The organism is Kitasatospora sp. NPDC057500 (genome assembly GCF_042802195.1).
GTDB lineage: Bacteria > Actinomycetota > Actinomycetes > Streptomycetales > Streptomycetaceae > Kitasatospora.
This window is the reverse complement of record NZ_JBHVER010000149.1, coordinates 1-20735: the sequence shown is the minus strand read 5'-3', so window position 1 is coordinate 20735 and position 20735 is coordinate 1. Positions and strand designations below refer to the sequence as shown.

General features: G+C 73.2%; 24 protein-coding genes. 10 read left to right on the top strand and 14 right to left on the bottom strand.

Annotated elements, in window-relative coordinates; all coding sequences use genetic code 11:
• Nucleotides 1-35: 35 nt before the first annotated feature.
• From ACFU74_RS26565 to ACFU74_RS26510, 12 genes are all read right to left on the bottom strand, one after another.
• Nucleotides 36-815, bottom strand: coding sequence for an HAD-IIA family hydrolase (locus ACFU74_RS26565; protein ID WP_350544932.1), 780 nt, complete (start codon nucleotides 813-815; stop codon nucleotides 36-38).
• A gap of 230 nt (nucleotides 816-1045) precedes the next feature.
• Complete coding sequence (locus ACFU74_RS26560; protein ID WP_380761078.1) at nucleotides 1046-1183, bottom strand: hypothetical protein; 138 nt, start codon at nucleotides 1181-1183, stop codon at nucleotides 1046-1048.
• A gap of 128 nt (nucleotides 1184-1311) precedes the next feature.
• The gene (locus ACFU74_RS26555; protein ID WP_380761076.1) at nucleotides 1312-2352 is read right to left on the bottom strand and encodes a zinc-dependent dehydrogenase; all 1041 of its coding nucleotides are present in this window, start codon (nucleotides 2350-2352) and stop codon (nucleotides 1312-1314) included.
• A 47-nt stretch (nucleotides 2353-2399) separates the two neighbouring features.
• The gene (locus ACFU74_RS26550; RefSeq protein WP_380761074.1) at nucleotides 2400-4301 is read right to left on the bottom strand and encodes a 1-deoxy-D-xylulose-5-phosphate synthase; all 1902 of its coding nucleotides are present in this window, start codon (nucleotides 4299-4301) and stop codon (nucleotides 2400-2402) included.
• A 30-nt stretch (nucleotides 4302-4331) separates the two neighbouring features.
• Nucleotides 4332-5381 (bottom strand): hypothetical protein, encoded by a 1050-nt coding sequence (locus ACFU74_RS26545; protein ID WP_380761072.1) that lies wholly within the window; start codon nucleotides 5379-5381, stop codon nucleotides 4332-4334.
• A gap of 189 nt (nucleotides 5382-5570) precedes the next feature.
• Nucleotides 5571-6233, bottom strand: coding sequence for an LmbU family transcriptional regulator (locus tag ACFU74_RS26540; RefSeq protein ID WP_380761080.1), 663 nt, complete (start codon nucleotides 6231-6233; stop codon nucleotides 5571-5573).
• A gap of 70 nt (nucleotides 6234-6303) precedes the next feature.
• Nucleotides 6304-7578 (bottom strand): MFS transporter, encoded by a 1275-nt coding sequence (locus tag ACFU74_RS26535; RefSeq protein ID WP_380761070.1) that lies wholly within the window; start codon nucleotides 7576-7578, stop codon nucleotides 6304-6306.
• A complete protein-coding gene (locus tag ACFU74_RS26530; protein ID WP_380761068.1) occupies nucleotides 7571-8713 on the bottom strand; it encodes an aldo/keto reductase family protein in 1143 nt (380 codons plus the stop codon). Before ACFU74_RS26530 ends, ACFU74_RS26535 begins: the two co-directional genes overlap by 8 nt.
• Before the next feature lie 82 nt (nucleotides 8714-8795).
• A complete protein-coding gene (locus ACFU74_RS26525) occupies nucleotides 8796-10067 on the bottom strand; it encodes an ATP-grasp domain-containing protein (RefSeq protein ID WP_380761066.1) in 1272 nt (423 codons plus the stop codon).
• The gene (locus ACFU74_RS26520; protein WP_380761064.1) at nucleotides 10064-11392 is read right to left on the bottom strand and encodes a hypothetical protein; all 1329 of its coding nucleotides are present in this window, start codon (nucleotides 11390-11392) and stop codon (nucleotides 10064-10066) included. The genes ACFU74_RS26525 and ACFU74_RS26520 overlap by 4 nt, the downstream gene beginning before the upstream one ends.
• Nucleotides 11385-11648: an acyl carrier protein gene (locus tag ACFU74_RS26515; protein ID WP_380761062.1), complete on the bottom strand. Its 264-nt coding sequence runs from the start codon at nucleotides 11646-11648 to the stop codon at nucleotides 11385-11387. The genes ACFU74_RS26520 and ACFU74_RS26515 overlap by 8 nt, the downstream gene beginning before the upstream one ends.
• 264 nt (nucleotides 11649-11912) lie before the next feature.
• Entirely contained in the window at nucleotides 11913-12509 is a 597-nt protein-coding gene (locus ACFU74_RS26510) for an HAD family hydrolase (RefSeq protein ID WP_380761060.1), read from the bottom strand.
• A 314-nt stretch (nucleotides 12510-12823) separates the two neighbouring features.
• On the opposite strand from ACFU74_RS26510, the gene ACFU74_RS26505 reads away from it, so the two are divergent.
• The 4 genes from ACFU74_RS26505 to ACFU74_RS26490 all read left to right on the top strand — a co-directional run bounded on the left by ACFU74_RS26505 (nucleotide 12824) and on the right by ACFU74_RS26490 (nucleotide 15159).
• Entirely contained in the window at nucleotides 12824-13927 is a 1104-nt protein-coding gene (locus ACFU74_RS26505) for a Gfo/Idh/MocA family oxidoreductase (RefSeq protein WP_380761058.1), read from the top strand.
• A 97-nt stretch (nucleotides 13928-14024) separates the two neighbouring features.
• A complete protein-coding gene (locus ACFU74_RS26500) occupies nucleotides 14025-14540 on the top strand; it encodes a hypothetical protein (protein WP_380761056.1) in 516 nt (171 codons plus the stop codon).
• Nucleotides 14537-14839: a hypothetical protein gene (locus ACFU74_RS26495; protein WP_380761054.1), complete on the top strand. Its 303-nt coding sequence runs from the start codon at nucleotides 14537-14539 to the stop codon at nucleotides 14837-14839. The genes ACFU74_RS26500 and ACFU74_RS26495 overlap by 4 nt, the downstream gene beginning before the upstream one ends.
• Nucleotides 14836-15159: a hypothetical protein gene (locus ACFU74_RS26490; RefSeq protein ID WP_380761052.1), complete on the top strand. Its 324-nt coding sequence runs from the start codon at nucleotides 14836-14838 to the stop codon at nucleotides 15157-15159. The genes ACFU74_RS26495 and ACFU74_RS26490 overlap by 4 nt, the downstream gene beginning before the upstream one ends.
• Nucleotides 15160-15384: 225 nt before the next feature.
• Here the strand turns inward: ACFU74_RS26490 and ACFU74_RS26485 are convergent, their stop codons facing one another.
• The gene (locus tag ACFU74_RS26485; RefSeq protein WP_344339892.1) at nucleotides 15385-15807 is read right to left on the bottom strand and encodes a type II toxin-antitoxin system VapC family toxin; all 423 of its coding nucleotides are present in this window, start codon (nucleotides 15805-15807) and stop codon (nucleotides 15385-15387) included.
• The gene (locus ACFU74_RS26480; RefSeq protein WP_350544911.1) at nucleotides 15800-16084 is read right to left on the bottom strand and encodes a type II toxin-antitoxin system prevent-host-death family antitoxin; all 285 of its coding nucleotides are present in this window, start codon (nucleotides 16082-16084) and stop codon (nucleotides 15800-15802) included. The genes ACFU74_RS26485 and ACFU74_RS26480 overlap by 8 nt, the downstream gene beginning before the upstream one ends.
• A 128-nt stretch (nucleotides 16085-16212) precedes the next feature.
• Here ACFU74_RS26480 and ACFU74_RS26475 point away from each other — a divergent pair, with 128 nt between their 5' ends.
• The 6 genes from ACFU74_RS26475 to ACFU74_RS26450 all read left to right on the top strand — a co-directional run bounded on the left by ACFU74_RS26475 (nucleotide 16213) and on the right by ACFU74_RS26450 (nucleotide 20710).
• Nucleotides 16213-16635, top strand: coding sequence for a hypothetical protein (locus ACFU74_RS26475; protein ID WP_380761050.1), 423 nt, complete (start codon nucleotides 16213-16215; stop codon nucleotides 16633-16635).
• 3 nt (nucleotides 16636-16638) lie between these two features.
• Nucleotides 16639-18102, top strand: a complete 1464-nt coding sequence (locus ACFU74_RS26470) for a hypothetical protein (protein ID WP_380761048.1) — start codon at nucleotides 16639-16641, stop codon at nucleotides 18100-18102.
• Entirely contained in the window at nucleotides 18099-18647 is a 549-nt protein-coding gene (locus ACFU74_RS26465; RefSeq protein ID WP_380761046.1) for a hypothetical protein, read from the top strand. The genes ACFU74_RS26470 and ACFU74_RS26465 overlap by 4 nt, the downstream gene beginning before the upstream one ends.
• A gap of 78 nt (nucleotides 18648-18725) precedes the next feature.
• Nucleotides 18726-19025 carry a DUF6412 domain-containing protein gene (locus ACFU74_RS26460; protein ID WP_380761044.1) on the top strand — a complete coding sequence of 100 codons (300 nt, stop codon included), beginning with the start codon at nucleotides 18726-18728 and terminating at the stop codon, nucleotides 19023-19025.
• A gap of 76 nt (nucleotides 19026-19101) precedes the next feature.
• Complete coding sequence (locus tag ACFU74_RS26455) at nucleotides 19102-19842, top strand: YidC/Oxa1 family membrane protein insertase (protein ID WP_380761042.1); 741 nt, start codon at nucleotides 19102-19104, stop codon at nucleotides 19840-19842.
• A 97-nt stretch (nucleotides 19843-19939) separates the two neighbouring features.
• On the top strand, nucleotides 19940-20710 hold the full coding sequence (locus ACFU74_RS26450; protein ID WP_380761040.1) for a CDP-alcohol phosphatidyltransferase family protein: 771 nt from the start codon (nucleotides 19940-19942) through the stop codon (nucleotides 20708-20710).
• Nucleotides 20711-20735 lie beyond the last annotated feature (25 nt).

The window sequence follows — 20735 nt, the reverse complement described above, 5'->3', positions numbered from 1 at the left end:
GCCGGGAGCGGGACCCGTCAACAGCAGTGCGGAGGCTAGACCAGCTCGACCAGGTCCGCGATCGACTTGACCACGCGGGTCGGCCGGTACGGGAAGCGCTCCACGTCGGCGGCGGCGGTGAGGCCGGTGAGCACCAGTATGGTCTCCATGCCGGCCTCCATGCCGGCCACGATGTCGGTGTCCATCCGGTCGCCGATCATGACGGCGGTCTCCGAGTGGGCGCCGGCCGTGTTGAGCGCCTCGCGCATCATCAGCGGGTTGGGCTTGCCGACGAAGTACGGCTCGACGCCGGTCGCCTTGGTGATCAGCGCCGCGACGGAACCGGTGGCCGGCAGCACGCCCTCGGTGGACGGGCCGGTCTCGTCCGGGTTGGTGCAGATGAAGCGGGCGCCCTGGTTGATCAGGCGGATCGCCTTGGTGAGGGCCTCGAAGCTGTAGGTCCTGGTCTCACCGAGGACGACGTAGTCCGGGTTGTTGTCGGTCAGCACGTAGCCGGCCTGGTAGAGCGCGGTGGTGAGACCCGCCTCGCCGATCACGTAGGCGGTGCCGCCGGGGCGCTGGCCCTTGAGGAACTTGGCGGTGGCCAGGGCCGAGGTCCAGATGCACTCCTCCGGCACCTCCAGGCCCATGCCGGCCAGGCGGGCGCTGAGGTCGCGCGGGGTGTAGATGGAGTTGTTGGTGAGGACCAGGAACGGCTTGCCGGACTCACGCAGCCGGCGGAGGAACTCCTCGGCGCCGGGGATGGGGGTGCCCTCGTGGATGAGGACCCCGTCCATGTCGGTCAGCCACGACTCAATGGGCTTGCGCTCTGCCACGTCGGTGTCTCCTCGGTCTTGCAACGGTACTGAACGATCTCGCACATCGCTCCGGACCGGACACCCTCGGCCGGGCCGGGCGCCACTGGCTGCCCCAACGCGCACCAGCCTAGCCAGTCGCCCGCGGCGACGGCCTGCGGCCACCCTCCCTGTGCCCGGCGGCGCGGCAGGGCCGCCCGCAGGGCCGCCACCAGGCGCTCACCGTGCACGACCGAACGATCACCGTGCGCTCAACGCCGGACCGCCGGCCGGGTCCTGCGCCGCACGCCCCGCACACTGGCGATCAGCAGGTCCACCGCCGACAGCAGCACCGTCAGCACCGATCGCACGGTGACGGCGAACGCTATCTGGATCCGGTTCCACAGCATTCCGACTCCACTTCCCCCTCCGGCCCCGGACCGGGCCCGACGGTCATCATGTCCGCAATGGCCACGACATGCCAGAAATCCGGCCGGGGGCACCCGCGCCCCCGGCCGGAACCCGTACGACCGGCCCGTCAGGGGGCGATCGTCACCTTGAGCGCCGCCCCGCGCTCCAGGATCTCCAGTGCGTCGGCGAAGCGGTCCAGCGGGAACGTGTGGGTGATCAGGTCGGCCACGGGGACGGTGCCCGCGGCGATCAGCTCCAGCGCCCGGGCGTTCTGGGCCGGGCTGGAGGAGTTGGCACCCATGACCATGAGCTCGCGGTAGTGCACGAGGTTGGCGTCGACGGCGGTCATCGGAGCGCCCTGGGCCAGCCCGCCGAAGAGGCTGATCCTGCCGCGCCGCGCCGCGTACCGGACGGCCTCCTCCTGGGCCGGGACGGAGGCCGAGGCCGTGATCACGACGTCGGCGCCCAGCCCGCCGGTGAGCCGGAAGACCTCCTCGGTGACGTCGGCCTCCGCGGCGCAGACCACGCCGTCCGGCTCGACCAGTTCGGCCGCCCGGGCCAGCCGGTCGCGGTTGAGCTCGACCAGGAACACCCTGGCGGCGCCCCGCGCGCGGGCCAGCCGGGCGTGCAGGCAGCCGATCGGCCCCGAGCCCACGACCACCACGTCGTCCCCGGCCCCGACGCCGATCAGCTCCTGGCCGTTCAGCACGCACGCGAGCGGCTCCGCCACGGACGCCTCGGCGAAGCCCACGCCGTCCGGGATCCGGTGCAGCCCGCCGACGGCGAGGACCTTCTGCGGGACGACCATGTACTCGGCGAACCCGCCGTCGTAGTGGTAGCCCATCGCCTCGAAGTTCGGGCAGACCGTCATCCGCCCGCGCCGGCACTCGTGGCAGGTCCCGCACGGGATGGCGCCGATCACCTGCACCCGGTCTCCGACGGCCCAGCCCTCGACGCCGCGGCCCAGTTCCACCACCTCGCCGGCGATCTCGTGGCCGATCACCCGGGGCGGGTCGATCCGGTGGTTGCCGTGCCGGTAGATCTTCAGATCGGTGCCGCACAGCGAGCAGTTGCGGACCCTCAGCTTCACCTCGCCCGGGCCGGGCGCGGGCTCGGGCGAGTCCTCGATCACGATCTTCTCGGGGGCGTAAAAGCGCGCAACCTTCACTTCGCTGACTTTCTCGTCGGGGGGGTAGGACAGGGCGGGGGCGCGGGTCAGCCCGTCGCCGGTGCGGCGCCGGCCAGGGCCGTGAGCCCGAGCAGCCCCTCGGCCCGCGCGACCACCGCGTCGGTGCTCACCCCGAACTCGGCGAGCACCTCGTCGCGCGGCCCCAGGGGCAGGAAGGCGGACGGCAGCGCGATCTCGGCGGTGGCGGGCCGCCCGCCACCGAGGTTCCGGGCGTCCGCGAGGTGCGCGAGCAGGTCGGCGTAGAGGCCGGAACCCGCCACCAGGTCCTCGACGGTGACGACCGCCCGGTGCCCCACCGCGTCGGCGAACACCTCGGCGACCGCCGGCCGCAGCCGGACGACCTCCCACACCGTGGACGAGACGCCGTGCTCGCGCTCCAGCACGTCCGCCGCGGACATCGCGGTCTGCACCATGGCGCCGTGGGCCAGCAGGCAGAGGTCACTGCCGCGCCGCCGCAGCAGGGCGCTGGTGCGGGCGCCTTCGGGCTCGTCGCGGAGCGGCTTCCACTTCGCGTAGCGGACCACCGTCGGGCCGCCGTCCCGGCTCACCGCCGAGCGCAGCAGGTCGGTCAACTGGGCGCCGCTGGTGGGCGCGTAGATCTCCAGGTCGGGGACGGTGCGCAGCAGCCCGACGTCGTAGATGCCGTGCGACGAGGCGCCGTCGCCGCCGGTGACGCCGCCCCGGTCGACCACGAAGGTGACCGGGAGCCCGTGCAGCGCGACGTCGTTCACGACCTGGTCGAGGGCGCGGGTGAGGAAGGTGGCGAAGACCGGGAAGACGGGCCGGCAGCCCTGGCTGGCCAGTCCGGCCGCGAGGCCGACCGCCAACTGCTCGCAGATCCCCACGTCGTGGTAGCGCTCGGGGAAGCGGCGCTGGAACTCCAGCAGGCCCAGGCTGTCGGGCATCGCCGCGGTGATCACATGGACCCGGGGGTCCTGCTCGGCGAGTTCGCACAGGGTGCCGCCGAGCACGTCGCCCCAGGACCGGTCGCCGAGCGGCAGCCGGGCGAGGTCCGCGGCCGCCCGCGCGGCCACCGGTGCGGCCACCGCCACGGGTGCGGCACTGCCGGTCCCGGCGACCTGGTGCAGGCGCATGATCTCGTCGCCCTCGGCCTCGGACCAGCCGCGCCCCTTCTGGGTCCGCACGTGCACCACGACCGGTCCGCCGGTCCCCGCCGCGTCGGCGAGCGCCGCCTCCAGCTTGCCGAAGTCGTGGCCGTCGACCGCGCCGATGTAGCTGAACCCGAGGGCGGTGAAGAAGAGTTCGACGTTGCCCTGGTCCTGCGGACCGCCGCCCGTCCCGGTGTCGCACGGCTCGCCGGCGGTCAGGCGGCTCATGGTCCGCGCGTAGGAGCGGCCGTTGTCGTTGTAGACGATGACCACGGGCTGCCGCCGCACGCCGATGGCGTTGATGGCCTCGTAGGCGACGCCGCCGGTCAGCGCGCCGTCGCCGATCACGACCACCGACCTGCTGCCGCGGGCCAGGGTGATGCCGAGGCCCCAGGCCGGTCCGGTGGAGGAGTGGCTGTTCTCCATCGTGTCGTGCGGGGACTCCTCGCGGGACGGGAATCCGGACATGCCGGTCCGCTGCCGGAACTCGGCGAAGCCGGCGGCACGGCCCGTCAGGATCTTGTGGGTGTAGGCCTGGTGGCCGATGTCGAAGATGATCGGGTCGTCCGGGGAGCGGAACACCCGGTGCAGGGCGATGGTCAGTTCGACCACGCCGAGGTTGCCCCCGAGATGGCCGCCGGTCCGGTTGACCTCGGTGATCAGGAAGCTCCGGATCCGCGCGGCGAGCCGCTCGCACCCCTCCGGGTCCAGACCGCGGACCGCCTCCGGGGTGAGGCCGGTCAGATCGAATTCGCCGTCGATACCGCTGCCGGATCCGACAGCGGATTCAGCGTTTCCCTTGCCGCCAGGCGCAGCCACGAGGAAATCCTTTCACGAGAAAAGACACCACTACTTCAGCAGCGTCAGCTGGATCCGGACATTCGTCTGCTGGTAGTCCGCGACCGTGTCGCGCAGTCGGCGCAGATACTTGAGGTAGAGGTCGAAGTTCCGCCGGTCGGGCATTTGCACCAGCAGGCTGCTGAACTTCAGGATGTCGGCGAGCGCGGCGTCCATCAGGCCGATCTGCTCCCGGACCTCGCCGCAGAGCTCCTCGCCGAGGGCCGCGCGGATCTCCGGCTCGCCGAGCAGGTAGTGCAGGTAGTGCTGGACCGGCTGGAACCGGTTCTGGATGTGCTTGTTCAGCCGGGACTGGTCGCTGAAGAGGACGGCGCCCTCGGCGAGGATCCCGTCGGCCCGGCGCTCCCAGTCGGCGACGAGCCGGTCGATCCCGTCCACGCCGACGACCACCGGGGTGACGTAGCGGCTGAGCCGCCCGTCGTAGAGGCGCAGGCCGAAGCGGGCGAACACCTCGCGGAAGGCCTCCAGCGGGGGCAGGCCGACCAGTCGGTCGATGACGGCCGAGGGCCGGATCTCGGTGACGGGGACCAGGCCGTCCTCGGTGTACGCGAGGCTCTCGGCGAGCTCGGCGAACGGGACCGGCTTGCGGTCGGCCCGGAAGTTCGGGTCCGGGCTGGTCTTGGTGTAGTAGACGGTGTCCTCGGCGTCGATGTCCACGACGAGCCACTCGGTGAGGTACGGCGTGCCGTCGGTGTGGACCAGGGACACCAGCAGGGCGACGTGGGAGCCGGCCTCGACGGCGGCCCTGATCTCCTTGCCCAACTGCTCGCGGGGGACGTCGCGCTCGGCCCAGGAGTCCTGGCAGACCAGCTCCATGAAGCCGTTGTAGCGGCTGACGATCGGCACGTCCCCGGTGACCTCGAACTGCCAGTCGTAGCAGCGGTCCATGAAGAGCAGGGGGAACGCGGGCGAGTCCCGGAGGATGCAGTAGCGGTGGAAGACGTGCCGCTCGTGGCAGACGTAGTACTGGGACCGGTCGAGCTGCACCTCCCGGCGGGCCTGCTCCGGGGCTGTCATCGTGACGTCGTTCGTCTCGGTCACCGTCACTCCTTCACTGCGCGGTCGGCGGATGGATGGGCGAATGGGCGAATCGGGCGGGCTGGAGCGGTCGGCGCGGAAGAGGACCGGCCGACGGCGGAGGGAGCGCGATTCGGAAAGGGGTGCGCGCATTGCGCGGAAAGCAGGAACAAAGCAGGCAAAAGGGTGGGAAGGGGCGAGGGTTCCGCCGGCTCAGACCGTGCGGGCGGCTTCGTCGAGCGCGCGCAGGGCCCAATCGGAGACGCTGAGGCTGGCCTGCTCGGCCGCGGCCCGCCAGAGCTTGACGCGGTCGGCATTGAGGTCCAGCTGCAGGTCGATCCCGTTCTCGCCGGCCTCCGCCCCCGCCTTCGCGCCCTCGCCCTCCCCCTCGGCGGCGGGCGCGTCCGCGGCCGCGCGCTCGTGGAGGCTGGCCCGCACCTCGGCGCGCAGGCGGTTGCGCGACCAGCCGTGGTCCTCCGCCTTGCGCAGCCAGTAGTCCTGTTCCGGCTCGGACAGCGAGCCGACCTCCGCGTGGTGGCCGAAGCTGAGCGTGTCCCGCCGGCGGGACAGCGGGAACCTGCGGGCGACCCAAGCGTAGTTCCGCAGGGTCTGGTAATTCAACGAACAATTCTCGACGGCTTCGCGATAACGGCCGCTGTAGGCCGCCTCCCCGTGCACCAGCCAATCGCCGAGACACCATGCGGACGACGCGTGGACCGTCGAAAGCATGCGCCCCATGATTACCCATTTGTCATACGGCAACCGGTTCGGCAGGTCGAGGCCGGTCCGCGGAATAGAAATGGCACCGGCCTCGGCCGCCGCCCCGAACTCCACCAGTTGTTTCTGGGAGTTTCCCGGCGCCGCCACGGGCATCATGATCACAGTTTCCCCCGTAATCACTGATTCATCTTAAGTTTGAATTCTGTTCACCTTGATGACATCTTGATCATGGCAGGACAATCCCAGGGGGGTCAAGCGTTCGAGAACCCGTGGGGTGGGCCGGGCGGTCCGGCTCCCTGACCCCCGGCACCAGCAGCACCGCGGCGGTGCCGGCCGTCGCCAGACCGCCGACCACCAGGGTCAGCCGGACGTCCACCAGCCCGGCCGCCGCGCCGCCGACGAGCGTGCCGAGCGGGGTCAGGGCCAGCGAGAGCGCCGAGTCCACCGAGGCGGCGCGCCCCAGCATCTCGGGCCGCAGCTCACGCTGCATCAGCGAGTACCAGAGGATGTTCCCGTAGCTCATGCCGAACCAGGCGGCTGCCGTGAAGACGGCGGACAGCCAGACCCAGGGCGCGAGCGCCAGCGCGACCGTCGCGGCGCCGACCCCCGACCAGGCCGCCCAGATCGCCGTCATCCGCCGTCTCGGGGGCCGTCTGCCCGCCGACGCGGCCGCCAGCGCGCCGCCCACGCCCCCGGCCGCGAACAGCGCCCCCAGGGCGACGGCTCCCCCGTGGAACACGTCCTTCACCAGCACCGGCAGCAGCACGGTGATCGGCGCGTAGCAGGTGATGTTGGCGATGCCGACCGCGATCATGCTCCACCACAGCCACGGCACCGACCGGCAGTACCGCAGCCCCTCCCGGATGCCGTCCAGCAGCGTTCCCCCGGACGGCTCCGGGCGCGGCGTCCGGCGCATCAGCGCGAGGCAGACCGCGCTCGCGGCGAAGCTCACCGCGTTGAGGCCGAACGCCCAGGTGTTCCCGATCGCGGCCACCAGGACACCGCCCGCCAGCGGCCCGAGCAGGTACTTCGCCACGGAGTGGCTCAGCGAGGAGAGCGAGCCCGCCGAGACCAGCAGCTCGGCCGGCAGCACCTCGGGCACGACCGCGGAGGAGGCCGGTTTGAAGAAGGCGCTGGCGACGCCGAACACGGCGGAGAGCGCCGCGAGTTCCCAGAGCCCGGCCCGCCCCGTCGCCATCAGCACCGCCACCAGCCCGACCGCGAGTGCGCAGCAGAGGTCGGACACCAGCATCACCAGGCGGCGGGAGAGCCGGTCGACCAGCGCGCCGCCGGCCAGCAGCAGCAGGACGGCCGGTACGGTCCGCGCGGTGACGACGATCCCGAGGTCGAAGGCCCGGCCGGTCCGGCGCAGCACCTCCAGCGGAAGCGCCACCGTGAAGATCCCGTCGCCGGCCAGGGAGACCAGCTGCCCGCTCCAGAGCAGGGCGAAGTCCCGGTGGCGCAGCGCGGCGGTGATCCGCCCCTTCGGCCGGTCAGCCACGGCCCCCACCCCCGGCCGCCGCACCGACGCCCGCACCGACGGCCACCCCGTCGACGGCCGCCCCGGCCGTGACCGCGGTGCTGTAGGTGCCGGCGGACTGGTCGTACGGCCGGGCCAGGCCGGCCCGCGCCGCGACCGTGCTGTAGGTGCTGGACGCGGGCGTGTACGCCGGGTCGGTGATGATCTCGCCGGCCAGGATCTCGTCGATCCGCCGCATCGTCCCCTCGTCCAGCCGGACCCCGGACGCGGCGGCGTTCTCCCTGACCTGGTCGGGACGCGACGCCCCGACGATGGCCGCGGAGACCGCCGGGTTCTGCAGCGTCCAGGCCACGGCGAGCTGGGCCGGTGTCAGGCCGGCGTCCCGCGCGACCGGTTCGAGCAGCTGAACCTTGCGGAGGATGTCGTCGGCCAGGAAGTACCTGATGAAGTTGGCGCCGTGCTCGTCGGTGGCCCGCGACCCGGCCGGCGGGGCGGCCCCGGGCCGGTACTTGCCGGTCAGCGCCCCCTGCGCGATCGGCGAGAAGACCATCTGGCCGACGCCGTGCTCCCGGCTGACCGGGACGACCTCGGTCTCGATCACCCGCCAGATCATGTTGTACTGCGGCTGGTTGGAGACGATCCGGTCCAGCCCGAGGTCGTCGGCGATCCGCACGGCCTCGGCGATCTCCTCGGCCCGCCACTCCGACACCCCGATGTACAGCACCTTGCCCTGCCGCACGAGGTCGTCGAACGCGCGCAGCGTCTCGGCCAGCGGGACCGCGTGGTCGTAGCGGTGCGCCTGGTAGAGGTCGATGTAGTCGGTGCCGAGGCGGCGCAGCGAGGCGTTCGCCGATTCGATGACGTGCTTGCGGGAGAGCCCGCGGTCGTTGGCGCCCGGCCCGGTGGGCCAGTAGACCTTGGTGCAGATCTCGACGGACTCGCGCCGCACTCCCGCGAGCGCCTTCCCCAGCACCTCCTCGGCCTTGGTGAGGGCGTAGACGTCGGCGGTGTCGAAGGTGGTGATCCCCGCGTCCAGGGCGGCGGAGATGCACCTGCGCGCGCCGTCCTCCTCGATCTGCGACCCGTGGGTGAGCCAGTTTCCGTAGGCTATTTCGCTGACGTGCAGGCCGCTGCGGCCGAGTTGACGGTATTCCATGCCGTTTCCTAGCTGCCCGGTGGGCGCTCTCCGCCGTCCGTGTCCGCCCGGCATCGGTCGGGGCGGAGAGGGGGCGGGCCGCTCAGTAGACGATCTCTATCGTTTCCTCGAAGCTCTTCAGGAGCTCCGGCAGGCTCGGGCCGCCCGGTACCTCGCGGTGGCGGCCCGTGATGTTGCAGAAGTAGTCGGAGATCAGGTCGCCGTCCGGGTGGAGGCGCTGGCCCGGCTCCTTGAAGCAGACGCAGAGGAGGACCTCCGCACGGTCGCGCACCTCGTCGAGGCCCTCGACGGCGCGGATGATCCCCGAACCCCGGTGGGGCACGTTGAACCAGAAGTAGCTGGTGTCCCGGGGGACCTGCGCCTCCCGGAGGGCCGGCTCGGCGCGCCGGTCGAACTCCTCCCGGCCCTCGCAGACCAGGCTGAGGTACATCGCCCGCATGGGGTCGACGCCGAGGGCGTGCCGGGCGAGGTCGTAGAAGACCCCGCCGGCCCCGGGCCGGGCCGCCGCCTCCAGCACGTAGGGCGTCCCGTCGTGGAACCGGACCTCGGTGTGGGTGGGGCCGTGGGAGATGCCGAGGGCGCGGACGGCGTCGTGCGTCAGGTCGACGACGGCCCGGCGGACCTCCGGCGGCAGCGACGGGTCCAGTACGTACAGCCGGTCCGGGAAGTACGGCCCGGAGGAGACCAGGTCGGACCTGTTGGTCATCAGGAGGTCCACGGCGGGCCGGCCGTCGCACCAGACGGAGTCGACGGAGAACTCGCGCCCTTCGAGGCACTGCTCGACCAGGAACCCGCCGCCGCCCGGGACGCCCCCCTGCGCCATGGTGGTGGCGTTGAGCAGGGCGATCTTGCGCACCTGCTCCAGCAGTTCTTCCTCGGACTCGACCCGCCGGACGCCGCAGCTGGCGAAGCCGTGGGTCGGCTTGACGATCGCGGGGTACACGACGCCCGCGAGGTCCAGCCCGGCGCGCGAGGTGGCGTGGGTGCCGCGCGGGGTGCTCACCCCGGCCGCCTGCCAGACCTCCTTCATCCGTGCCTTGTCGCGGGCCGCGCTCGCCGAGGCGAGCGGGTTCCGGCCCACGCCGAGGGCCTCGGCGAGCGCCGCCGTCGCGATGACGTACGGCTCCTGGTTGGTGAACGCGGCGACGGCCGGCTCGTCCGCGCAGGCCGCCGCAACGGCCTCCGCCGCCCGCCGCGGGTCCTCGCGCACGTCGATCCGCAGCGAGCGGACGCCGGCCGGCGGCTCGGCCCGGGCGGAGACGAACAGCAGCCGGTCGCCCTCGGCCGCGGCCACCGGCTCCAGAGCCCGGGTGAAGTGGCCGGTCGTCTCCACGCAGACGAAGGTCCGGTTCACGACCGCTCCCCCGCCAGCCGTTCGGCGTTCGCGGCGACGCGGTCGGCGAGCGCGGCGAGGTCCGCGTCCCCGTGTTCGGTGAGCAGGAAGGCCAGCCGGTCGATGCCGAAGCCGATGCACAGGGTGGAGGCGGCCAGCCCGCGCTCGTCGCGGATCCGGAAGGCGTCGGAGAAGTGGCTGCCGTGCTTGTTGAGCGAGGCGCTGGCGACCTTGCGGCCGAGGGTGTGCGAGCGGACGGCCAGCTCGATCTTGCTGTCCGAGACCAGCTGGGCGAACAGCTGCGCGCCGGCGCCGTCGTTGAAGAACATGTCGGAGGCCGTCTCCAGCGAGAAGTCCAGGCCCAGCAGCAGTCCGGTCATCGCCATCAGGTCGAGCAGTTCGCCGTGCATCCGGGCCACCGGCCCGGCCCCGCCGACCACCACGCCCTCGCGCATCCGGAACTCGTACAGCCGCTCCTGGTTGTTCAGGTTGCCGGACTCGTCGCGGAAGACGGAGCCGCCCACCGTCATCACCAGGGCCTCGTCCTCGGCGAAGACCTGGCCCTCCAGCAGCCGGTAGCAGTGCAGGCAGGCCGCGGGGTTGAGGAGGTCGCGCGGCGCCTTCAGGTAGTCGAGCACCTGCCGGTCCGCACCGCGCTCGGCCTGCCCGGCCTGCTGGGCCTGCTGGGCCGATCCGCGCCAGAACGGCAGGAACTCCTCGAACAGGTCGGGGTCGTTGCTCACCGGCGCGACGAAGCTCAGGTGCTGGCAGCCGGTCTCGAAGTAGCCCGACCGGTCCACCACCGAACTCGGGATCAGCGAGGGGATCAGCAGTTCCTCCGCGTCGTACGCCCGGGCGACGCAGCGGTTGGCGAAGCGGTCGAGCGCCGCCAGCAGCGCCGCGCTCTCGTGCCCGTACACGTTGACGCCCGAACGCAGCTCCGCCGCACGGCCGGTGACCGCCCGGCGCCCGGTCCGCCGGGCCACCCGGCGCAGCTCCCCGGCGAAGGCGTCCGCCGCGTCGCGCAGCACCGCCGAGGGGAACCGGGCGGGGCGGGTGGCGAGCCAGGACTCGACGGAGGCCGGGTCGCCGGAGTCGAGCAGCGTCCTGGTCCGCACGCCGCTCGGGATCGCCCGGAAGCGGTCCAGGATCAGCCGGACGGAGCGCTCCAGCTTCTCCTGCGGCACGGCCTCCTCGGAGACGACCGTCAGCTCGTCCGCACCGAACTCGACGGCGGTGATCCGGGGGAAGTAGAAGCGCAGTTGCGTGGTGAGCGTCTCACGCACCGCCGACTGTCCGACGGCTGCCTTGATGGTGTTCCTCAGCGCGTCCATCGGATCAGTCAACTCCCAGGAATTCCTTGACCCTGTCCAGCGTCGACACGTCGTCCAGCCGGAAGGCCTCGTAGTCGACCTCCTTGCCGAACTCGGTCTCCATCCTGACCACCAGCCCCATCACGGCCATGGATTCGAGTCCGAGCTGCGTCAGCGGGGCGTCCCGGTAGTCGTCGTACCGGTCGCTGATCAGGGTGACGGTCTCCTCCGACAGCAACCCGCTGAACAAGGTGCGGATCCATGGGCGGTCCATCGGCGGGTGGTCCATCGGCGGGCCTTTCTCGTCCGGGCTGATGATCGTTCGGCGACGAATACTGTCAGCCACCGCCCGTACCGCGGCAAGGAATTGCTCCGGCCGTCCCGCCCGACCTCCCGCCCGCCGTCCCGCCCGCTGTCCCGCCGGCGGGACAGCCGCGGCGAACGGCCCTCCCGGCGGAGCTCCGTGGGCTGACTTCGGCCCGGGGCTTCCGCTAGCGTTCGGGTGGGACCGACCCCGGCCCCTCAGGCCTTTCGTGCAGGAACTGACGGGGCGTCAATTTCCTTTCGTCCGGCGTTGCGGGATGCGGACCGACTTCATTCCGGCGGCGGTCGCGGCCCGGATCCCCATCTCGGTGTCCTCGAAGACGAGGCAGTGTTCGGGGGCGACGCCGAGGAGTCGGGCGGCCAGCAGGAAGCCGTCGGGGTCGGGCTTGGGCCGGACGTAGTCGCCGGCGCAGACCAGGACGTCGAACCGGTCGAGCAGTCCGACGGCGGTCAGCGAAGCGGTCACCGACTCGCGGGTGCTGCCGGAGACGACCGCGAAGGGGAGGCGGCCGTAGGCGTCGTCGATGTGCTCCAGGGTCTCCGGGACGGCCCGCAGTTGCGGGAGCATGCGCTGGAAGAGGTCCTCCCGGCGGCGCGCGACCCGCGCGACGGGCATGGCGAGGCCGTTCCGGTCGTTGAGCGAGGCGATGATGTCCGCGACGGGGCGGCCGCCCCAGGCGTAGAAGAGGTCCTCGGGGAACTCGCACCCCCACTCGCCCAGCGCCTGCTTCCACGCCTCGTGGTGCAGGGGCATCGAGTCGGCGACGGTGCCGTCGCAGTCGAACAGGTAGGCCTGGTAGGGGCCCGGCGGCGGGGTGATCATCATCGGGGCACCGTACTGCACCGCCCGGCCCGGATGACGCCGTACCCGAAGGACCGCCCCCTCCGGACGGCCCGCGCCCGTCGGCATGCCCTCCTCAAGGACTCCTTAAGGCGCCCCTAACCGCAGCGATGCCCCTTCGGCGCACGGCCCGACCCGGCTAGCGTGAGCGCCACGCCGCCGCGTCCCCCACCGCGGCGGCGGCACGGCCTCCTCGTACGCCCCGTCACGCCGCGGCCCGGCCGGGACGGGGGGCGTCCCGGCCGCCGAGCCGACGCCGGAACCGGGCCGACCGGACACGCCGTGGTTGAGTAGGTCGTATGACGACCTCCGCGCGCCGAACCCCGGCCACCCCCTCCGGCACCCACCCGCCCTTCCGCGTCGGTCTGATCGGCTACGGCCTGGCCGGCTCCGCCTTCCACGCCCCGCTCATCGCCACCACCCCCGGGCTCCGGCTGGACGCGGTGGTCACCGCCAACCCGGACCGCCGGGAGCAGCTGAGGCGCGAGCACCCCGACGCCCGCGCCGTCGACACCCCCGAGCAGCTGCTCGCCGACCCGGAGGCGCTCGACCTGGTCGTCATCGCCTCCCCCAACCGCACCCACGCCCCGCTCGCCCGCGCCGCCCTGGCCGCCGGGCTGCCCACCGTGGTCGACAAGCCGCTGGCCGGGACCGCCGCCGAGGCGGCCGAGCTCTGCGCGCTCGCCGAGTCCGGCGGCACCCTGCTCACCGTCTTCCAGAACCGCCGCTGGGACGGCGACTTCCTCACCGCCGCCCGGCTGGTCCGCGAGGGCGCGCTCGGCCGGGTGCACCGCTTCGAGTCCCGCTTCGAGCGCTTCCGCCCCAAGCCCAAGCCCGGCTGGCGCGAGCTCGCCGACCCGGCCGAGGTCGGCGGCACCCTCTACGACCTCGGCAGCCACCTCGTCGACCAGGCGCTCACGCTGTTCGGACCGGTCGACACGGTGTACGCGGAGATCGACGTCAGGCGCGACGGCGCGGTGGTCGACGACGACGCCTTCCTCGCCCTCACCCACGCCGACGGCACCCGCTCCCACCTGTGGACCAGCGCCCTCGCCCCGCTGGTCGGCCCGCACCTGAGGGTCCTCGGCGACACTGCCGGGTACGTCAAGTCCGGCATGGACCCGCAGGAGGCGGCGCTGCGGTCCGGCCGGCGCCCCGACGCCGCGACCCCCTGGGGCGCCGAGGACCCGGCCCGCGACGGCGTGCTCGGCACCGACGAATCGACGGTCACCGTGCCCACCGACCCCGGCGACTACCCCGCCTTCTACGCGGGCGTCGCCGCCGCCCTGGCCACCCCCGGCACCCCGCCCCCGGTCGACCCGCGCGACGCCGTCGCCACCCTCACCGTCCTGGAGGCCGCCCGGGCCTCCGCCGCCACCGGCACCACCGTCCGTCTCGGCTGACGCCGGGCCCGGGCAGGCCCGGACCCGGCGCTGAACTCCGCTGAACTCGCCCCGGCGCCCCTGCCGGCCCGTTTCCCCTCCGCCTACGCTGCACGGCATGCAGACCTGGGGGGAGCGGTACCGGCAGGGTCTGGCCGACAGCGCCGAGCAGTCGCGACGGGCCCGGGCCGACGCGATCGCCCTGCAACGCCGCAGCTGGGCCCGGGGCGAGCAGATCCACTGGTCCCCCGTCACGGTGGCCACCCCGGACGGCCGGCCGGTCGACCTGAAGGTCGTCAGGGCCGGCACCGGCCCGCCCGCCGCCGACGTCGCCGACAAGCGCGGGCCCCGCTCCGACTTCGTCGTCGGGCTCCTGGGACTCCTCGGCCTCCTGTCGGAGTTCATCGCCGTCCTGATGATTCCGGGCCTCGCCGCCCACTGGCTGTTCATCGAAGTGACCGGCCGCCCGCGCTGGGCCGTCGTCGCCACCGCGGACGGCGCCCCCGTCACCGTCCAGCGCACCCGCCACCGCAAGCAGGCCCTGACCGCCGCGGCCACCCTCGCCGACCGCATCGAACGCGAGGGCGCCATCGCCGTCTACCTGCCGGTACCGGCCTGCGCGGGCGGCCGATGACCGCCGCACCGCGCACGGTCGTCCGGCTCCTCTCCGACCGGCTCGACGTCCCCGGCTTCGTCCCGGGACCGGAGCCCGAGCGGCCCGCGGCCGAGCCGAAGCGCCGCCGGAGTCCGGGCCTCGATGCCTCGGCGCTCGCCCCGGGCGCGGCCGGGCCCTGCTTCCTCCCTCCCGTCACCGGCCGCCGACCGTTCGACGGACCGACCGGCCGTCCGCGTCACGCCGTCCAGCGAACCCGCCGCCGCGAGCAGGCCCTGACCGCCGCGGCCGCCCTCGCCGACCCGGGGAGCATCCGATGACCGACGAGGTGGACGAGCGCCGCGCCGCCCGGGAGGAGCGGCGACGGCGGGAGCGGGAGTGGACCGCCGCGTTCGAGCAGAAGGCGGCGGCCGACGCGGCGCGGGCGGAGCGCGGGCGGGCCGAGTGCACCGCTGCCCTGCGGGCGCCCCGGGTGCACGGCGGGCGGGGCGGGAACCACACGTTCGCGGAGGTCACCGGCCCGGACGGCGGGGAGCCGGTTCGGATCGCCGTGGTCCGGCCCGGCCGGTACCGGGCGTGCCCAGGGTCTTCCGCGGAGGCCCGACGCACGGCCGGATCAGCGATCCGCCGGGCATCGTGATCGTCGCCGTCGCCGCCCTCGTGCTCGACCACGGCATCCGCCGACTGGTCCTCCGCTTGTCCGACCGGCCGCGCTGGGCCGTCGTCGCCGCCGTGGGGCCGGACGGCAGCCCGCCCTCGTGCACCACGACCGTGACGAGCGGCCCGTCGCCCCCGCCGCGGCGGCCCTGGCCGACCGGGTCGAGCGGGCCCGACGGTCCTCCGCCCGGTGGGCGGCCGGCCCTGATCAGACGCCGATGACCTCGACGGCCGAGCCCAGCCCCTTGAAGTCGGAGACGTTGCGCGTGTACAGCGGCAGGCCGTGCGCCGAGGCGATCGCGGCGATCATCAGATCGATCCGGCGCGGGCGCGGCTGGCGTCCGGCGGCGATGGTCAGCGTCACCAGGGTGCCGTAGCGGGCGGCGGCGGCCGCGTCGAAGGGCAGCGGCTCGAAGTCCGCCATCGCCGCACCCAGCACCTCCATCCGCGCCGCCCGGCTGACCGGGTCGCGGGCCATGGAGACGCCCTGCTGCAGTTCGGCGAAGGTGATCGCGGTCAGCTCCGGCACGGCCGGCAGGTCGGCCGGGCTGAGCAGCGCCAGGTCGATGTAGACGCAGGTGTCCAGCACCCCGGCCGGCCGGCGCCGGGAGGCCCGCCGCCGCTCAGCCACGCGGCCGCTCGAACGGGTCGCCGTCCTCGTCCCCGACCAGTTCCTCCGGGCCGAAGTAGTCCTCGGCCTCCTTGCGCATCTGCTGGTAGTCCACGCGCGGGAGCTTCACGTGCCGCGCCACCAGCTCCTCCGCCGTGAGCCGCCGCCGCCCCGCGACCGGCCTCAGCTCGGCGACCTCGACCCCGTTCCTGGTGATGTGGAAGGTCTCCCCCGCCTCCACGGCGTCCATCACCGCGGCGGAGTTGTTCCGGAACTCCCGCTGGGTAATCGTCTTCATCCTCCCAAGGTAGCCCCGTGTAGCACCTGCGGCTACACCTCGCGCGGCAATTGCCGGAATGAACCGCCCACGGAGTGTTGCCGCGTTACCGTACGACGGTCGACCAATCACGCTGGGGGGCTCCGATCATGGCCGATGCCACTACCGAGGCGCAGCAGAATCCATGGCTCTACGGCCAGGACGGGCCGCCCTCCGGGATTCCGCACCCGGGCGGCGCCTCCGCCGCCTGGGCGAACGGCTCCTCGGCCGGCGCTCCGGTCCGGGTGGAACCGTCCGCACTGCGCCAGGCGGCCGGGGTCTCCCGCCGCCTCCAGGGCGAGCTGCGGTCCACGGTCAGCCACGCCGAGCCGGACACCGCTGCGGCCGCCCGGGCCTTGTCCGCCGACTGCTTCTCCTCCGGCGCCGCGCTCACGCAGGTCCTCACCTGGTGGAAGGTCCGGTGGACCAGCCTCGACAACCGCCTCGGCATGACGGCGGACCGGTTGGAGGCCACCGCCGCCGCCTACCGGTCGACCGACGCGTCCTCCGCCTCCGCGTTCAAGGCGCCGTGAGCCATGGTGACCTTCGCGCAGCTCCAGCACGCCTCATTCGAGTCGTTGGACAAGGCCGGCGACACCTGGAACGGCGTCGCCGGGCACACCGAACAGATCGCCGGCCAGGTGCGCTCCGGCGTCCTGCAACCGCTCACCGGGGCCGCGCCCGGCTCCCTCGCCCCCGCCGGAGCCCGCGCCTGGACCGGCGTCGCGGCCGACGAGGCCGCCCGTGAGATCGGCCTGATCGCCGACGAGCTGACCGCCTTCCACTACGAGGCGCTCGCCGTCACCGCCGCCCTGCGCCGCGCCAGGTCCGCGTTCGCGCAGGCCCAGCAGAACCTGCTGCGCGCCGTCGGCGACGCCGAGGCCCTCGGCGCCACCGTGGCCGCCGACGGCACCGTGACGCTGCCGCCCCTGCCGCCCGAGGACCGCAACGACCCGGACGCGATCGCCTACCAGCGGCGGAAGTGGGACGAGCTCCAGCAGTACGTCGAGGCCATGGGCAAGGCGGTGTCCGCCGCCACCGAGGCAGACACCGCCGCTGCGGCCGCCCTGCGCGCCCTCGACCCCGCCGAGGTCGACCCGGCGACCCGGCCGGGGGCGGTGGCGAACGCGGGCGCCGACCTCGTCCGGGCTGCTGGTATGCCCACCGACCCGAAGGCGCTGCGGGCCTGGTGGGGCGCGCTCGACCCGAGCCTCCGGGCGGGATTGCTGGCGACGGACGGGGAGCGCCTGCTCGCGGCCGGCGTCCTGGGCCCGGTCGACTATGAATGGCACGCCCCGGACTCCGGCGCCGGCGCCTTCGCCCAGCGTCCGCCCGGCCCCGGTGACTACGCCAACGGGGTCGCGGCCGAGCACCTGCTGGTCGGAATCGGGAGTCTCGCCGGATTCACGGACGCCGCGCGCCACATGCAGCACTTCCTGACCGCGACGGGTGAACCGCTCAACGTCGACGTGGACCGGATGCTCCGTGACGATCCGAAGCTCCGCAACCTGGTGGACAAGCAGATCACTGACAACCAGGCGCAGTGGCGGCAGATGGCCCTGGACGCCTACGCACAGTCGGGCGGTGCCCCGGTCGCCGTCCCCGTCGAGGCCTCGGCGCACCGGACCTTCGACATGCATTCCGAGCGCAACTGGTACCTGGCCATCGGTAGCCACTCCTACGCCACTTCCGGTGTGGTGACCGCCCGGCCCGGCCCGGACGGCAAGCCCGTAGTGTCGCTCCAGTACCAGGTCAGCCTCTGGGACCGGTACAACTGGGACCCCGGCAAGCACACTCCGATCGCCGGCACCAATATCGCGGACAGCGACCTGGCAGCACTCCACCAGACCGGCCTGGCCAGGGAGTTCGACATCACCGGCCGGAGCACCCCGGCCACCGTCGCGTTCCCAGGCACGGCGTCCTCCCCACCCGGGGCGGGCGCCGGACAGAACGGCACCAGGGAAGGCACGCGCCCGGACCCCGGACGGGAGACTCGATGAGCGGAACACAGCCCTCCTGCGATCCCCGGCGGACCCGTCGCCGTCGCGTGATCGGGATCCTGGTCATCGGCCCGCTGGTCCTGCTGGCGGCCGGGGTGGCTCTGCTTTACTGGGCCTACGAACAGGATCTCCATCCGAAGCCTGACAGCGGGCGGCCGGGGGCGTGGATGACCGTGAGCTCGGACGAGGTGTCCCGGTTCGCGCGTGTGCCGGTGCCGACGGCGGCGGTCGACGTCCGGTGGGCCTATCAGAACGGTTTCCAGGACGACCTCGCCTTCCTCGCGTTCCGGCTGCCGCAGACCGGACTGAACGAGTTCAGGGACAGTCTCCCGGTCACCGAGTGGAGAGAGGGCAAGTACATCGACAGCGGCGACCTCGGCGGCTTCCTCCACATCGGCGCACCCGACCCCTCGACCGTCTCCCCCCTGGCCTGCGGGAGCTTCTACTCCCCGGGCGGCGCCAAGCAGGTCGGTACCACGGTGTGCTTCGCCGAGCAGGCGGACGGGGCAAGCCAGGTCTGGGTCAGCGCCGTCCAGACCGCCTGAACCGGGAACCGGGGCAGGGGCCCGATCGTCTTCCTGCTCTGAAGACACGGCTCCGGAGCGCATGAGGAGGGCAGGGACGTGACAGTGGTCGCGATGCTGCTCGGCGTGCTCCGGGTGCTGAGTGGTGGGGAGTGGCTCGCCGAGGGTGGCGGGTCGCTGACCTCGGTGGCGGCCGCGGCCGCCGTGGTGCTGGTGGCCGGGGCGGTCGCGGGGGCGCTGGTCGTCGCGCGGCTGCTGGGGGCGCGGGCGCCGGCGAACGTACGGGACGGGATGCTGCGCAGGCGCGCGTTCCGGACGGCGTTCCTGCCGCAGCGCGATCCGGACGCCCGGGGCCGACGGCGCCCGAGGGCGCCGGGAGCGGCCCCGGCGGCCGCGTAGCCCCTGGCAGGTCCGCAGGCGCGGCCGTCCTCCGTTGATCACTCGTACCCCGAGACCCCGGAGGGCTCGCTCCACCATGTCCGTTTTCGCTGTTCTCGACCCGGCCGTCGACCTGGCCCACGACACCGTCGCCGCGCTCGCGCACGTCGTCCCGACCGCGCTGGCGATCGTCCTGTTCACCGTCTGCGTCCGCCTGGCGCTCCACCCGCTGGCGCGGGCGGCGGCTCGCGGGGAGAAGGCGCGCGCCCGGCTGGCGCCGCAGGTCGCCGAGCTGAACCGCAAGCACAAGGGCCGCCCGGAGAAGCTCCGGGCGGCGCTCGCCGAGCTGTACCGGGAGGAGAAGGCCTCGCCGTTCGCGGGGTGTCTGCCGATGCTGGTGCAGATCCCATTCTTCTCGGTGATGTACCGGCTGTTCACCACCCCGAACGACCTGCTCGACCACACTCTGTTCGGCGCCCCGCTCGGCCTGCACGTGGGCTCGGTGCAGGGCGCGGGGCAGTGGGCGGTGTTCGCCGTTCTGTACGCGGGCCTGACGGCGGTGGCGTACGTCGGCTTCCGGCGGGCCCGTCGCGCCCAGGCAGCGCAGGCCGCCCAGACCGCCCAGGCCGCCCAGGCCGCGAAGGCCGACGGCGCGCCGCCGCAGCCGGGACTGGCGGTCCTGCCGTACCTGTCGTTCGGCACGGTGCTGTTCGCCGCCCTCGTTCCGCTGGCGGCCGGGGTGTACCTGCTGACCACCACCACCTGGTCCGCCGCCGAGCGCGCCTGGCTGTACCGGGACGGCGCGCCCGAGTCGGCGGGCGGCGTCGCGCTGGTGTGACTCCCGGGTCGGAGGGAGCGCCTGGTCTCCTCTAGCCTGTGTGATCGTTTGGTCCGGTCGACCGGACGATCACACAGGCGAAGGGAAGGGTCGGATCATGGCGGTCGCTGCTCCGGCGTTGGCCGATTTGCGGGAGGTCTGCCAGCCGCAGGCGAAGCTGGCGAGCCGCAACGGGGAGCACTGGGCGGGACGGCTCTACATGCGCGCCGTCTCGCTGCGCGTCACCCGGCAGTTGGTGCGGACCTCGGTGTCGCCCAACACGCTGACGTGGGTGATGGTGGTCTGCGGGGTGGGCGCCGGGGCGGCGCTGCTGGTCCCGGGGCTGCCGGGCGCGGTGCTGGCGGTGGTGCTGATGCAGGGCTTCCTGCTGTTCGACTGCGTGGACGGCGAGGTGGCCCGCTGGAAGAAGCAGTTCAGCATGGCCGGGGTGTACGTCGACCGGCTGGGCGCGTACCTGGCGGACGCCGCGCTGATGATCGGCGCGGGTGTCCGGGCGGCCCGGGGCGGATCGGAGCTGTGGGTGTCGGTGGGCCTGGCGGCCGCGCTGGGCGTGGTCCTGCTCAAGGCGTCCACCGACCTGGTGGACGTGGCGCGGGCGCGCAGTGGGATGGCGCCGGCGGACGAGGAGTCGACGCAGCCCCGGTCGCAGGGCATCGCGACGGCGCGCAGGCTGGCGTCGGTGTTCAAGATCCACCGGGTGACCAACGGGATCGAGGCCTCGCTGGTGCTGCTGGCGGCGGCCGTCGTGGACGCGGTGGTCGGCCACACCGACCCGACGCAGGCGACGGTCGCCGCGATCACCGTGATCACCTGGGGGATGGTGGTCGCCCACCTGGCGTCGATCCTCTCCTCCTCCCGCCTGCGCTGAGCGGGCCCCCGGCCTGCCCGCTGAC